This window comes from Sinorhizobium glycinis, assembly GCF_001651865.1.
In the GTDB taxonomy this organism is placed as follows: Bacteria; Pseudomonadota; Alphaproteobacteria; order Rhizobiales; family Rhizobiaceae; genus Sinorhizobium; species Sinorhizobium glycinis.
This window is the reverse complement of record NZ_LPUX01000060.1, coordinates 276,083-289,638: the sequence shown is the minus strand read 5'-3', so window position 1 is coordinate 289,638 and position 13,556 is coordinate 276,083. Positions and strand designations below refer to the sequence as shown.

General features: G+C 64.3%; 11 protein-coding genes. 7 read left to right on the top strand and 4 right to left on the bottom strand.

Annotation, left to right across the window (positions count from 1 at the left end; all coding sequences use genetic code 11):
- Positions 1 to 12: 12 nt before the first annotated feature.
- From AU381_RS14805 to AU381_RS14775, 7 genes are all read left to right on the top strand, one after another.
- Complete coding sequence (locus AU381_RS14805; protein WP_064242656.1) at positions 13 to 600, top strand: nicotinate-nucleotide adenylyltransferase; 588 nt, start codon at positions 13 to 15, stop codon at positions 598 to 600.
- 89 nt (positions 601 to 689) lie between these two features.
- The gene (gene rsfS / locus AU381_RS14800; protein ID WP_064242655.1) at positions 690 to 1,136 is read left to right on the top strand and encodes a ribosome silencing factor; all 447 of its coding nucleotides are present in this window, start codon (positions 690 to 692) and stop codon (positions 1,134 to 1,136) included.
- Positions 1,137 to 1,397: 261 nt separating this feature from the next.
- Positions 1,398 to 1,880 (top strand): 23S rRNA (pseudouridine(1915)-N(3))-methyltransferase RlmH, encoded by a 483-nt coding sequence (rlmH, locus tag AU381_RS14795; RefSeq protein WP_064242497.1) that lies wholly within the window; start codon positions 1,398 to 1,400, stop codon positions 1,878 to 1,880.
- A gap of 327 nt (positions 1,881 to 2,207) precedes the next feature.
- Positions 2,208 to 3,641 carry a murein hydrolase activator EnvC family protein gene (locus AU381_RS14790; protein ID WP_064242496.1) on the top strand — a complete coding sequence of 478 codons (1,434 nt, stop codon included), beginning with the start codon at positions 2,208 to 2,210 and terminating at the stop codon, positions 3,639 to 3,641.
- Positions 3,631 to 4,953: a S41 family peptidase gene (locus AU381_RS14785; protein WP_064242495.1), complete on the top strand. Its 1,323-nt coding sequence runs from the start codon at positions 3,631 to 3,633 to the stop codon at positions 4,951 to 4,953. Before AU381_RS14790 ends, AU381_RS14785 begins: the two co-directional genes overlap by 11 nt.
- Before the next feature lie 193 nt (positions 4,954 to 5,146).
- The gene (locus tag AU381_RS14780; RefSeq protein WP_064242494.1) at positions 5,147 to 6,352 is read left to right on the top strand and encodes a divergent polysaccharide deacetylase family protein; all 1,206 of its coding nucleotides are present in this window, start codon (positions 5,147 to 5,149) and stop codon (positions 6,350 to 6,352) included.
- 53 nt (positions 6,353 to 6,405) lie between these two features.
- On the top strand, positions 6,406 to 6,933 hold the full coding sequence (locus tag AU381_RS14775) for an RNA pyrophosphohydrolase (RefSeq protein WP_064242493.1): 528 nt from the start codon (positions 6,406 to 6,408) through the stop codon (positions 6,931 to 6,933).
- Positions 6,934 to 6,998: 65 nt separating this feature from the next.
- Here AU381_RS14775 and AU381_RS14770 read toward each other — a convergent pair whose 3' ends face one another.
- The 4 genes from AU381_RS14770 to AU381_RS30735 form a co-directional block, all read right to left on the bottom strand.
- Positions 6,999 to 10,022: a calcium-binding protein gene (locus AU381_RS14770; RefSeq protein WP_064242492.1), complete on the bottom strand. Its 3,024-nt coding sequence runs from the start codon at positions 10,020 to 10,022 to the stop codon at positions 6,999 to 7,001.
- 452 nt (positions 10,023 to 10,474) lie between these two features.
- Positions 10,475 to 10,888, bottom strand: coding sequence for a M10 family metallopeptidase C-terminal domain-containing protein (locus AU381_RS30745; RefSeq protein WP_244520073.1), 414 nt, complete (start codon positions 10,886 to 10,888; stop codon positions 10,475 to 10,477).
- Positions 10,801 to 11,787 (bottom strand): calcium-binding protein, encoded by a 987-nt coding sequence (locus tag AU381_RS30740; protein WP_244520065.1) that lies wholly within the window; start codon positions 11,785 to 11,787, stop codon positions 10,801 to 10,803. Before AU381_RS30740 ends, AU381_RS30745 begins: the two co-directional genes overlap by 88 nt.
- Before the next feature lie 99 nt (positions 11,788 to 11,886).
- Positions 11,887 to 13,548 (bottom strand): calcium-binding protein, encoded by a 1,662-nt coding sequence (locus tag AU381_RS30735; RefSeq protein ID WP_244520064.1) that lies wholly within the window; start codon positions 13,546 to 13,548, stop codon positions 11,887 to 11,889.
- Positions 13,549 to 13,556 lie beyond the last annotated feature (8 nt).

Sequence of the window (13,556 nt, the reverse complement as noted above, 5' to 3'; positions counted from 1 at the left end):
GAATATCTGCGCATGCCGCATGTCGAAAGCGGCATGACGGTCGGCCTGTTCGGCGGATCCTTTAACCCGCCCCATGACGGCCATGTGCTGGTTGCCGAGACGGCGCTGCGCAAGCTCGGGCTCGACCAGCTCTGGTGGATGGTGACGCCCGGCAATCCGTTGAAGGACCGCAACAATCTCGCGCCGCTTGCCGAGCGCATCGCGATGAGCGGGAAGATCGCCGGCAATCCGCGCATCAAGATCACCGCCTTCGAGCAGGCGCTCGGCCAGAGCTTTACGGCCCGCACTTTGGAGTTCATCCGGGCGCGCAATCGCGGCGTGCGCTTCGTCTGGGTCATGGGGGCGGACAATCTCCGGAACTTTCACCGCTGGCAGAACTGGCGCCGGATCGTCGGCACCTTCCCGGTCGCGGTGATCGACCGACCAGGCTCGACCCTTGCCTATCTGTCGTCGCCCATGGCACGCACCTTCAGCCATGCGCGCGTCGATGAGGACCGCGCCTTGACGCTCGCGTTCCGCCGGCCGCCGGCCTGGACCTTCATCCACGGCCCCCGTTCGCCCTTGAGCTCGACGGCGCTTCGTTCCGCCAAATCCGGGTGAATTCGCGTCATTTATTTCTCGCGTCTTGAAACCGCACCGGTTTGGTGCCTACATTTGAAGCACGGTTCGACTCCAATCACGAACCGGAAGTGCTTGTTCTGTTCATTTTGAAAGGAAAGACCCTGACAACAGCACACGCCAAGGGATATGCGGTCTCCGCATTCCCGCGCAGCACGGAATCGAGCGACGAAGCCGCTGTCCGTGCGCTCAAGCTGGTCCTCGAAAGCCTAGAGGACTCGAAGGCAGAAGATATAGTCACCATCAACATTGCCGGTAAGTCGGCGCTGGGAGACTTCATGGTCGTCGTCTCCGGGCGCTCGAACAGGCATGTGATGGCTATTGCCGACCACCTGGTGACGGACCTGAAAGACGAGGGCCTTGGCAATCCCCGCGTCGAGGGCCTCGAGGGTGGCGACTGGGTGCTGATCGACACCGGCGATGTGATCATTCACATCTTCCGGCCCGAGATCCGGGAGTTCTACAACATCGAAAAGATGTGGGCCGCCCCGGAGATCGAGGAAAGCACCCTGCACTGAGACGCGCCGCCCGTCCCTGACCGATCGCCTCAGGACGGAGCGACGACCGGTGCCGATTTGAGATGCGGCTGTCACCACCCGACCGGGAGGGTGGCAGCAAGAGGGTTTTTGCCGGTCGAAACCTACAGTGCCATGCGTCTTTTCAGACGCACAAAGCTCGCTGTAGCGCTTTGAATCGCTGCATGTCTTATTCTTGAACCGACGATGGTTTGAGAAAACGTGCAGCAGTCGATCGGATGCCGGTGGGGACGGAACGGGTCAATGCGTATCGGACTTCTCGCAGTCGGCCGCCTGAAGGCGGGGCCGGAAAAGGATCTCGCCGCCCGTTATCTCGATCGCTTCGCCAAGGCCGGGCCGGCCGTGGGCCTGGAACTGGCGCGGGTCGTCGAGATCAACGAGAGCCGCGCGGCGAATATGGAGACGCGCAAGCGCGATGAGGCGGCCCAGCTCGAAAAGGCGCTCGCCGACGGCAGCCTGCTGGTACTGCTCGACGAACGCGGCAAGGCGCTCGATTCGGAGAGTTTCGCCACGCTGCTCGGCACGTTCCGGGACGGCGGCAAGCGCGATCTGATGATCGCCATCGGCGGTGCCGACGGGCTCGATCCGGCGCTTCATGCCCGAGCCGATGCGGTTCTCTGCCTCGGCAAGATGACCTGGCCGCATCAGCTCGTGCGCATCCTCATCGCCGAGCAGCTCTATCGTGCCGTGACCATCCTTGCCGGCCATCCGTACCACCGAGCATAGTCGCCCCTCATCCGGCCTGCCGGCCACCTTCTCCCCGCGAGCGGGGCGAAGGAGACCCGCGGCGGCGCCTCGCCCGCTCGCCGGCGCGTTGGAATTGCGGGCGCGCGGCTTGTCCCTTCTCCCCGCGCTGCGGGGAGAAGGTCGCGGCAGCGGGATGAGGGGCACTCCCCGGTACTTGTCTTACCGCATGTATTTGGATCGGCGACGACTCAACGAAGGGCAACGCCTCCCTGAAGCCCTTGTCGAGCAATAACAAGAATATGTATTGGTGGCTTCCGCCAAATCGGATTAGGGTTTCCTGAATTATTTGCTAGCCGACGAGACAGGATGACGCGCGCCAGGAACAGAACCGACGTGGCCCGGATGAAATTTGCCGTCGGGCAGATCGGCCGGCACGCGGCGATCGCCGCCCTTCTCCTGTCGACCGGTGCGCCGGCGCTGGCGCAGGATCCCGGCGTGGGCGCCGCTCCAGGCCCGGCCGCCGCCAAGCAGGGCCCCCCGGATCCAGCGGCCGACCTGACCCTGAGGCGCGACAGCACGCGCAGCGAACTCGAGGCATTGTCGAAGACGATCGGCCTTTCGCGCGACCGCGCCGCGGCCCTCGAGCAGACGATTGCCGAGATCGACAAGAGCAACGCGGCGCTGCGTTCCGCGATTGTCGACTCGGCCGCTAAACGCCAGGAACTTGAACGGCAGATTGCCGAGGGAGAGAAGAAACTCAACGAACTGCGTGCCAAGGAGGACGTGGTCAAGCGTTCGCTTCGGGGTCGGCGGGGCCTGCTCGCCGAGGTGCTCGCTGCCTTGCAACGCATGGGCCGCAACCCGCCACCGGCGATCCTGGTGACGCCGGAAGATGCGCTGGCTTCCGTTCGCAGCGCCATCCTGCTCGGCGCCGTCGTTCCGGAAATACGCGAGCAGACCGACAGCCTGGTCGCCGACCTCAAGGCGCTTGCCGACATCCGCGCCGGGATCGCCCGGCAGAGGGACGACCTGACGGCGGCGATGACGGCCAACCTCGAGGAAGAGCGGCGCATGTCGATGCTCGTCGCCGAAAAAGAAAGGCTGCGGCAGCGGAGCGCCACAGAACTGGCCTCCGAACAGCGCAAGACAGAGGAACTCGCTTCGCAGGCGGGCAATCTCGAAGGGCTGATCTCGTCGCTCGAAAACGAGATCTCCTCGGTGCGCGAGGCGGCTGAGGCCGCGCGCGCCCAGGAGGAGGAACGGCTGCGGATGAACGAGGCCGAGCGCGAGGCGGCGCGGGAGCTTGCCAAGAGCGCAGTGCCCGACAAAAACCGCATTGCGCCCGCATATGTGTTTTCGGAATTGCAACAGAGGCTCAGCTATCCGGTCGCAGGCGCGATCCTGCGGCAATTCGGCGACGCGGACGGCACCGGGCACTCGCTGCAGGGGGTCATGCTGGAAACCAATGCAGGCGCGCTGGTGACCACGCCGGCGGACGGCTGGGTCGTCTATGCCGGCAGTTTCCGCAGCTATGGGCAGATGATCATCCTCAATCCCGGCGACGGCTACCATATCGTGCTGGCCGGAATGGAAAATGTGAGCGTCCGCCCCGGGCAGTTCGTCGTCGCAGGCGAGCCGGTCGCGACGATGGGTGCAAAAAGAGTGGCGAGTGCGGCGGCCTTGACGCTGGAAACGGACAGGCCGACGATTTACATTGAGTTCCGAAAAGACGGAAAGCCGGTTGATTCCCGACCGTGGTGGACCGCAGCAGAAGTTGGAAAGGCGCGAAATGATACGTAGAGCTTCACTTGTTCTGGTCGGGGCGCTGATGGGGGCGACGGCGATGGGCGTCGTCTATTCGGCAACGATCCCGGCCGTGGCGGCCAATTCGTCCACATACCGCGAGCTGGCGATTTTCGGCGATGTGTTCGAGCGCGTACGCGCGCAGTACGTGACGCCGCCGCAGGACGACAAGCTCATCGAGAATGCCATCAACGGCATGCTCTCCTCCCTCGACCCGCATTCGAGCTACATGAACTCGGCGGATGCCGAGGATATGCGCACCCAGACGCGCGGCGAATTCGGCGGCCTCGGCATCGAGGTGACGATGGAAGAAGATCTCGTCAAGGTGACGAGCCCGATCGACGACACCCCCGCCGCCCGCGCCGGCGTGCTTGCCGGCGACCTGATCTCGAAGATCGACGGCCAGGACGTTCGCGGCCTGAAGCTCGAGGAAGCGGTCGACAAGATGCGCGGTGCCGTCGGCACGCCGATCAAGCTCACCATCCTGCGCAAGGGTGCGGACAAGCCGATCGAGTTGACGATCGTTCGCGACGTGATCGCCGTGCGTGCGGTCAAATACCGCGTCGAAGGCGATGTCGGCTATCTCCGGGTGATCTCCTTCACCGAAAAGACCTTCGACGACCTCAAGAAGGGCATCGAGAAGGTCAAGACGGAAGTCCCGGCGGACAAGCTCAAGGGCTATGTCCTCGACCTGCGCCTCAATCCGGGCGGTCTGCTCGACCAGGCGATCAATGTTTCGGACGCTTTCATGGAGCGCGGCGAGGTCGTCTCGACCCGCGGCCGCAACCCGGACGAGACGCGCCGCTTCAACGCGACGCCGGGCGACCTGACGGACGGCAAGCCCATCATCGTTCTCGTCAACGGCGGCTCGGCTTCGGCATCGGAGATCGTCGCCGGCGCGCTGCAGGACCTGAAGCGCGCGACCGTGCTCGGCACCCGTTCCTTCGGCAAGGGCTCGGTTCAGACGATCATTCCGCTCGGCGATGCCGGCGCGCTGCGTCTGACGACGGCGCTCTACTACACGCCGTCCGGCAAGTCGATCCAGGGCACCGGCATTACGCCCGACATCAAGGTCGAACAGCCGCTGCCGCCGGAACTGCTCGGCAAGGTGGAAGCCCAGGGCGAGTCCGACCTGCGCGGCCACATCAAGGGCCAGAATGAGAGCGACGAGGGCTCCGGCTCGGTGGCCTATGTGCCCCCGGAAGCCAAGGACGACATCCAGCTCAACTACGCGCTCGACCTTTTGCGCGGCAAGAAGACGGATCCGTCCTTCCCGGCCAATCCCGAACAGGCCGAACTCAAGAAGTAAGCGGACGTTGCTGTAAGTGGCTCATTGGCCTGATCCAGCAATCCAAGTGGGCCTTCGAAGCGAATGAGATAAAGGCGCCGGGCTGTTCAACCCGGCGCCTTTATATTATGCATCGGCGATGTAGCCGACTGCCGATGATTCTTCGCGAGCGGGCGCATATCTCACCGGCAACTTCCTAAGGTCGAGGCTCCGTTTGGGAACTGATCTCAATGCCCCCCTTGGCCAGGGCCGGAAGAACAGGCCTAAGCCCAGGCGCGATCCGCGCCGGATGTTCGGCTATGCGTTTCTTGGCACCTTCACGCTTGCCGTCGCCGGGCTTTCCGGCTGGGCCGCCTTGGCACCCGATCACCTGATCCGCACGCCCGATCCGACCGCGAGTGCCGAAACGAACCCGGCGGCCGCCGAGCAAGCCACACCTTCCGCCAAGCCAAAGCGGGCGGCCGGCTCGCTTCGCCCGGGCGGCGCTTACTCGGGAGCCCATGTCGAGGAAATCCTCACCGACGACGGCGCCACGGTCACGAAATTCACGCCGAGGCCGCGCGAGGGGGACGGGCCGGCGCTGATCAGCGCCGAGACGGTGCGCGGTCAGGATCCCCGCATGGCGGCGCTGCCGAACGATGACCTCATCGAAGACACGCCGCAAGGCCGGTTGCCGATCGTCGGTCCGGACGGGTTGAGACCGATGGACCAGTATGCGCGCCCCTGGTCCGGCGCGCGCGGCACGCGCATCGGCCTGGTCGTCGGCGGCCTCGGCCTCAGCCAGACGGGAACCCAGCGCGCCATCCGCGACCTGCCGCCGGAGGTGACGCTCGCCTTCGCCGCGGCCGGCAACAGCCTGCAGCGCTGGATGCAGGATGCGCGGCGCGACGGCCACGAACTCCTCCTGCAGATCCCGATGGAGCCCTTCGACTACCCGGACAACGACCCCGGGCCGCAGGCGCTTCTCGTCTCACGCGGAGCCACGAAGAACCTCGCAGAGCTGCACCGCAGCATGGGCCGGATCACCAACTATACCGGCATCATGAACTATCTCGGCGGCCGTTTTCTCTCCAATGCGGATGCGCTCGAGCCGCTGATGCGCGATCTCGGCAAGCGCGGCCTCCTGTTTCTCGACGACGGCACCTCGGCGCAATCGCTTTCCGGAACGCTCTCCGGCGCCTTCGGCGTGCCGCACGGCTTCGCCGATCTGGTCCTCGACAGCGAACTCAGCCGCAACGCGATCCTGCGCAAGCTCGACGAGCTCGAACGCGTCGCGCGGCGCAACGGCACGGCGATCGGCGTCGCCTCCGCCTTCGACGAGAGCGTGGCGACGATCGCCGAATGGATGGAAGAGGCCGGCGCGCGCGGCATCGAATTCGTCGGTATTTCGGCCCTCGTCAACGATCCGCAACAAAACTGATCTAAGCAGGCAATCGGCTGAATGCCTGACAGCACATGCAAGGGAATGGCGACATGGGTAAGGACAAGGGCAAGGTTTTGAAGGCAGAGGACCTGCCCTATCGGCCGTGCGTCGGCGTCATGGTCCTCAATCGACAGGGGCTCGTCTGGGCGGGGCATCGGCTCGCCGTCGGCAATTCGGAATATGACGGCTCGCCGCAGCTCTGGCAGATGCCGCAGGGCGGCATCGACGAGGGCGAGGATCCGCTCACGGCCGCCTATCGTGAACTCTATGAGGAAACCGGCATTCGCACCGTCTCTTTCCTTGCCGAGGCGCCCAGCTGGATCAACTACGATCTGCCGGAGCACCTGATCGGCATCGGCCTCAAGGGCAAGTATCGAGGCCAGACCCAGCGCTGGTACGCCTTCCGCTTCGAGGGCGACGAAAGCGAGATCGCCATCAACCCGCCGCCCGGCGGCCACGCCCCGGAATTCGACGCCTGGGAATGGAAGCCGATGCAGGACCTGCCGAGGCTGATCGTGCCGTTCAAGCGCAAGGTCTATGAGGAGGTCGTCGCCGCTTTTTTGCATCTTGTGAAGTAGGCGGGTCCTGCCCCGGTAGAACGCCCGCCCCGAACCGGGACGGGCATAGCTCGTCGCGGAGCACGTCAGGCGAGGACGAAGTCGCTCGTCGAGAGCGTCGCGACCTTTTCGAGGATGGCGACGAGCTGCAGGTCGGCGTCGGTACCGGCTCCGTCGGCATCGAACCAGAGGCGGCCATTGTCCGTCTCGAACAGGAACGTGCCCTTCCCGCTTGTGGCAGCCGGATCCGTTCCGGTCACGAGCGTCACCGCCGTGTCGCCCGCCCCAATGCCGAAGCCGGCGCGCTCGATGACGAGTTTGTCCTGGCCGCGTACGAAGTCGGTTATCACGTCCCCCTGGCCGTCGAAACCGTCCTTGTCGAAGACGAACCGGTCATTTCCGGCACCTCCGGTCAGCCAGTCGTCGCCCTTCCCGCCGACCAGCGTATCGTTGCCGGCGCGGCCGTCGAGCAGGTCGTCGGCCTTCCCGCCATAAAGAACATTGCCGTTTGCATCGCCGCGGATCTCGTCGTCGGCGCCGCTGCCTTTGATGATCTCGACGTTCGTCACCGTAAGACCGAGCGCCAGGCCCCTGTTCGCCGCCTGGTCCTGGAGATCGAGAACGGCCGAAGTCAATCCGTCGCTGAAGGAGAACGTGTCGATACCGCTACCGCCGTCGAAGACATCCTTGCCCGCGTGATCATCGCGGATGAGGAGGTCGTCGCCGGCATCGCCGAAGAGCTGATCGTCGCCGGCGCCGTCCCGGAGCGTATCCTTGCCGCCGCCGCCGTGCAGAACGTCGTCGCCGTTGTCGCCTTTGAGCGTGTCGTCGAGATCGCCGCCGTTCACCCTGTCGCGGCCGTTGCTGCCCGAATATTCGAGCCCTTCGAAGCCGTTGAACCATGTCGCCGTATCGACGATGACGGCTCCGCCGGAGAAGGTGAAACTGATGTCCCGCGTCTGCCCCGTGAGATCGAGGTTCAGCACGTCGGTTCCGGCGCCGCCGACGGCCTTGTCGCCAATCCCGATATACACCTTGTCATCGCCATCCTCGGCATAGATCACATCCTTGCCCTCGGTGCCGGCGAGGCCTGCGCCGCGGATGACGTCGTTGCCCGCGCCGCCTCTCAAGCGGTCGTCCCCGGCATCGCCCGATATCGTGTCGTCGCCGGCGCCGCCATTGAGGACGTCGTTGTTGCCGCCGCCGCTCAATTCGTCAGCGAGGCTGCCGCCGACGAAGGTGTTGCTGCCCGCGCCGCCGATGAGCTTGACGCACTCGACGTTCCTCACAAAGACGGGCGCGTTGGTGGCGGTCACGTCGGCCGAGAGCTCAAAGCCGACATCCGCCCAGGAAGCGCTGAAGTCGATGGTCGCGAAGTCGATCCCGGCGCCACCGTCGAGGTCGAGAACCCCATTCGTGGCGCTGCGCGAAAAACTATCGTTTCCAGCGCCAAGATCGACGACGTTGTTGCTGGCGCCGCTCGATCCGTCGCCGACGGAAACCTTGTCGTCGCCGTCCCCGGCGCTGATCGTGTTGAAGCCGTCGAGGTCGTTGATCACATCGTCGCCGGCTCCGGATGTGAGCGTGTCGTTGCCATTGCCGCCATCCAGCCGGTCCGCACCGTTGCTGCCGATCAGCGTGTCGTTGCCGCCATGGCCGTAGAACCAGACGCTCTCGGCGGAGCCTACCGACGCGACCACGTCGTCGCCGGCGCCGAAATAGACGATGTAACGCTCGAAATTCGTAAGCACCGTACCGTCGGAAAGCGTGGCCGTCGTGCCGCTCACCGAGAAGGTCTGGGCCGTCGTCAACGAGAGGCGATGGAGAGATACATAGTCCGTCCCGTTGCCGCCATCGGCCAGATCCGGCCCGCCTTCGCAGAAAACCATCTCGTCATCGCCGTCGCCGCCGGACACGTTGTCCATGCCGGCCCCCGCATTGACGTAATCACGACCGGCGCCGAGGTCGACCGTATCGTCCCCACCATCGGAAAAGACGACGTCGTTGCCATCGGCGGTGACGATGTGGTTCGCGTCGGAACCGGCGGCGAAGAACGTATAATGCTCGATGCCCATGATCGTCGTTCCGTCGCCGAGCGTATTGACTTCGGACGGCGCCTTGGCGGTGAAATTGCCGGTGAAGTTCCCGACCTGCAGACGATCGCTGCCGCTGAAATCGGTAATCTGGTCCTTCCCTTCGCCATAGGTGTAGACGAAGACATCGTCGCCGGAGCCTCCCTCCGACATATCGTCTCCAAGACCGCCGTAGAGGACGTCGTCGCCCGCCCCTCCCTGGAGAATATCCGCGCCGTCACCGCCGGAGAGCTGGTCCCTGCCGCTGCCGCCCGAAAGCAGGTCGTTGCCGGCGTCGGCGATGAGCACATCTTCGTCGTCGCCGCCATAGAGCCTGTCGTCGCCGTCGCCGCCGTAAAGCCAGTCCTTTCCGGCGTCGCCGAAGATGACGTCACTGCCGGTTTCGCCAAAGATGCGGTCGGAACCGGAGCCGCCGGCGAGCATGTCGGCGCCGGTGCCGCCCGTCAGAGAATCGTCGCCACGGCCGCCCGAAAGCTCGTCGTTGCCGAGCCCCCCGGACAGAACATCGGCATAGTTGCCACCGACGACCACGTCGTCGAAATTCGTTCCGGTGATAGAGAAGGACTCGACATTGCTGATCTGCATGCCGCCGGTCAGCGTCTGCACGGAAGCCCAATCCTTGATCGTGATTTCGAGGCCGGCGCCATAGGTCGAATAGTTGAGCCTCATCGTGTCGAGGCCGGAACCGCCGTCGACGATGTCACCGACAATCTCGTCGATCCCGTTGGCAACGATGGTGTCGTTGCCGCTGCCGCCATTGAGCCTGTCCTTGCCGGCGTCGCCGGCGAGCACATCTTTGCCGCTGTCGCCGTTCAACGTATCGTCACCGTCACCGCCGTGAAGGTCGTCACCCTGAAATGAACCGCTGACGCTATCATTGTCCTCATAGCCGTAGGCACTATCGCCGCCCATGCCGCCATTGATGATATCGGCGCCGCCGTAGGCCCAAATGACATCGCCCTCGAGATCGCTGCCAATCAGCGTATCGGCGGCGTACGTGCCCTCAATCACTCCCATTCGTGTCTCCTGACTGTTGCGGGACGCGCAGGCTCCGGCCGCGATCATCGGTTCTCGCCGCATCGAACTCGTATTCGTTCGCAGAAATGCGATGGGCGTGCCCTGTTTCGATGCCGCTTGTCACATTGAAGCGCATCCGCCCCGCTAACGAACCATGAGCGGGCCGTGAAAAAAGCGCAAAATGAGCCAATGCCAGTGATTTTCGTAACCTGCTTCGAACCATACCAGGTGATGCGCTTGCATGACCTGCAGAACGGCGCTTCCGTTCCGCGCCGTTTATGTGCGATTTCGGGAGGCTCTCCTGTTCCCGTCGAAACAGACAGATGCGGACGGCGGCCAAGCCGCGATCGCAGCGCGACTTGGCCGCCGACCGCATGACGGATAGCGAGGGGCATCGGCAGAAAGCCTGCCTCACCGGAATGAGACAGGCTATTCTTCATCATGGGATCTTCTCAGGCGAGGACGAAGTCCGAGATCGAAAGCGTCCTGACGTTCTGCAGGATGGCGACGAGCTCAAGGTCGGCCTCGGTGCCCGAGCCATCGGCATCGAACCAGAGGCGGCCGTTGTCGGTTTCGAACAGGAAAGTGCCCTTCCGGCTCAAAGCCTCGGGTTCCGTCCCGGTCACGAGCGCTACCGCCGTATCGCCCGCCGCAATGCCGAAGGCGCCACGGTCGATGACGAGCTTGTCCTGGCCGCGCACGAAGTCGGTGATGACGTCCCCTTCGCCGTAAGACCACTCTTCGCCGAAGACGAACCGATCATTGCCGGCGCCACCGGTCAGCCAGTCGTCGCCGGCGCCGCCGACCAGCGTGTCGTTACCGCCGCGGCCGTCGAGGATGTCGTCGGCGGCCCCGCCACGGAGGATATTGCCGTTCGCGTCGCCACGGATTTCGTCATCGCCGTAGCCACCTTCGATGATCTCGAAATTCTTGACCGTAAGCCCGAGCGCCAGGCCCTTGTTGCGGGCCTGGTCCTGGAGATCGAGAACGACGTCGAGCTATCCTCGAAGGAGAGCGTGTCGACGCCGGCACCGCCGTCGAACAGATCCGTGCCGGACGGATCTTCACGGATGAAGCGGTCGTCGCCGGCGTCGCCGGAGAGCCGGTCGTCACCGGCGCCGTCGTAAAGCGTATCGTCGCCCTTGCCGCCCGAAAGAGTATCGTCTCCGGCATTGCCGCGGAGCGTGTCGCCGCGATCGCCGCCGGTTATCCTGTCCCGGCCTTTGCCGCCCCAATAGTCGAGCGCCTCGAAACCGGTGAACCACGTCGCCGTGCCAATTATATTCACGGCGTCCGAGACCGCGAAGCTGACGTCCTGCATCTGCTGCGCCAGATAGAGGCTCAGCACATCGGTTCCGGCGCCGCCGTCGGCCTTGTCGCCGATGCCCGCATAGACCGTGTCATCGCCGTCCTCGGCATAGATCACATCCCTGCCCTGAGCGTCGGAGGAGTTTGCGCCATATATGACGTCGTTGCCCGCCCCGCCCCTCAAGGCATCGCTGCCGGCGCCGCCCGAGATCGTGTCGTCGCCGGCTCCGCCGTTCAGGTCGTCGTTACCGCCGCCGCCGCTCAACTCATCATTGAGGTTGCCGCCCTCAAACACGTCATCGCGCGTACCGCCGGTGAGATCAATGCGTTCGACGTTCCTGACGGTGACCAGCGCGCCGGACGCGGTCACGTCCGGCGAGAGCTGGAAAATGATTCCCGCCGCGTATCTGCTGAAATCGAGGGTAGCAAGATCGACCCCGCTGCCGCCGTCGAGCATAAGCGCGCCGGTCGAGGCGTAGAGCCAAAAGTTGTCGTCCCCGGCGCCAAGATCGACGGTGTTGTTGCTGGCGCCGCTCGGACCGTCGCCGACGGAGACCTAATCCTTGCCATCGCCGGCGCTGATTACATTCCTGCCGTCGAAGTCGCGGATCGTGTCGTCGCCGGCACCGGAGGTCAGCGTGTCGTCGCCGTCGCCACCTTCGAGTCTGTCCGCCCCGTCACCGCCGATGAGTGTGTCGTTGCCGCCATAGCCGTAGAATGAAACGCTGCTGGCGGACCCGACGGACATGACCACGTCGTCACCGGATCCGAACTGGACGCTGTAGCGCTCGAAATTGGCGAGACTTGTGCCATCGGACAGGGTGGCGGTGCTGTCGATGGCCGAAAAGGTCTGGCCCCATGTCAGGGAACGGCGGTCGACCTCCACCTGATCCGTTCCCGTGCCGCCGTCGGCCTGGTCCGCACCGCCGCCGCCGAGACCTATCGTGTCATCGCCGTCACCTCCTGACACGTTGTCCTGGCCGAGGCCTGCGATGAAGACATCGTTGCCGCCACCGAGATCGACCGTGTCGTCGCCTGCCGCTGCATTGACGAGATCGTTGCCGGCACCGGTGACGATGTGGTTGGCGTCTGACCCGGTGGCGAAGATAGAATAATGCTCGATGCCGGTGAACGTCGTTCCACCGTCGAGCGTATTGACCTCGCTCGCCGCCTTGGCCGTGAAGTCGCCGGTGAAAAACTGGATTCTTAGACGGTCGCTGCCGCTGGAATCGGTGATCCGGTCCTTTCCCTCGCCATAATTGTAGTTGAACGTGTCGTCGTCGGCTCCGCCCTCCAGCATGTCATCGCCGAGACCGCTTGAGAGGGTGTCGCTGCCCGTCCCTGCGTTGAGGCTATCGGCGCCGTCGCCGCCGTAGAGCGAATCGTCGCCAGTACCGCCTGCCACAAGGTCGTCCCCGGCGTCACCGTAGAGCGAATCGTTGCCACTACCGCCTGATAGAATGTCGTTCCCAGCGTCGCCGCTGAGGGTATCATTGCCATCGCTGCCGTAAAGTTCGTCGTCGCCATCGCCGCCATTGAGGTAGTCGTCTCCGGCATCACCCGAAAGGACGTCATCGCCGCCGTCGCCTAGGATAGCGTCGGATCCATCGCCGCCAGCCAGTGTGTCGGCCCCGGCGCCGCCATACAGGACGTCGCGGCCACCACCGCCCGAAAGCTGGTCGTTGCCGAGCCCGCCCGACAGAGTATCGGCATAGTCGCCGCCGATGATCATATCGTCGAAACTCGTTCCGGTGATTTCGAAGGACTCGACATTCGTGACCTTCATACCGCCGGCAAGCACCTGCGGCGAAATCCAGTCCCTGATGACGATGTCAAGCGCTGCGTTATGTGCCGTATAGTCAAGCACCACCCTGTCGATGCCGGAGCCGCCGTCGACGATATCGCCGGCACTATTGCCGATCGAATCCGCGTAGATCGTGTCGCGGCCGCTGCCGCCATTGAGCGTGTCGTTGCCGGCGCTGCCCAACAGCCAATCGTCGCCGCTGCCGCCATTCAGCGTGTCGTCCCCCTCGCCGCCGACGAGGGAGTCATCCTGAAACGAACCGCTGATGGTGTCGTTTCCGTCGCCGCCATAGACCTCGTCGCCGTACATGCCGCCATCGATGATATCAGCCCCGTCGAGGCCCTCGATGAGGTCGGCCTCGAGATCGCTGCCGATCAACACATCGTTGCCGGCCGTACCCGTAATAGTTCCCATTCCGGTCT

Bases quoted from the DNA above. Each gene is read 5' to 3' on its own strand.
- AU381_RS14805 (WP_064242656.1), top strand. From the start codon at position 13: ATGCCGCATGTCGAAAGCGGCATGACGGTCGGCCTGTTCGGCGGATCC.
- rlmH (WP_064242497.1), top strand. From the start codon at position 1,398: ATGCGTATCGGACTTCTCGCAGTCGGCCGCCTGAAGGCGGGGCCGGAA.
- AU381_RS14790 (WP_064242496.1), top strand. From the start codon at position 2,208: ATGACGCGCGCCAGGAACAGAACCGACGTGGCCCGGATGAAATTTGCC.
- AU381_RS14785 (WP_064242495.1), top strand. From the start codon at position 3,631: ATGATACGTAGAGCTTCACTTGTTCTGGTCGGGGCGCTGATGGGGGCG.
- AU381_RS14775 (WP_064242493.1), top strand. From the start codon at position 6,406: ATGGGTAAGGACAAGGGCAAGGTTTTGAAGGCAGAGGACCTGCCCTAT.
- AU381_RS14770 (WP_064242492.1), bottom strand. From the start codon at position 10,022: ATGGGAGTGATTGAGGGCACGTACGCCGCCGATACGCTGATTGGCAGC.
- AU381_RS30740 (WP_244520065.1), bottom strand. From the start codon at position 11,787: ATGCTCGACGGCGGCAGCGGGGTCGATCTTGCTACCCTCGATTTCAGC.
- AU381_RS30735 (WP_244520064.1), bottom strand. From the start codon at position 13,548: ATGGGAACTATTACGGGTACGGCCGGCAACGATGTGTTGATCGGCAGC.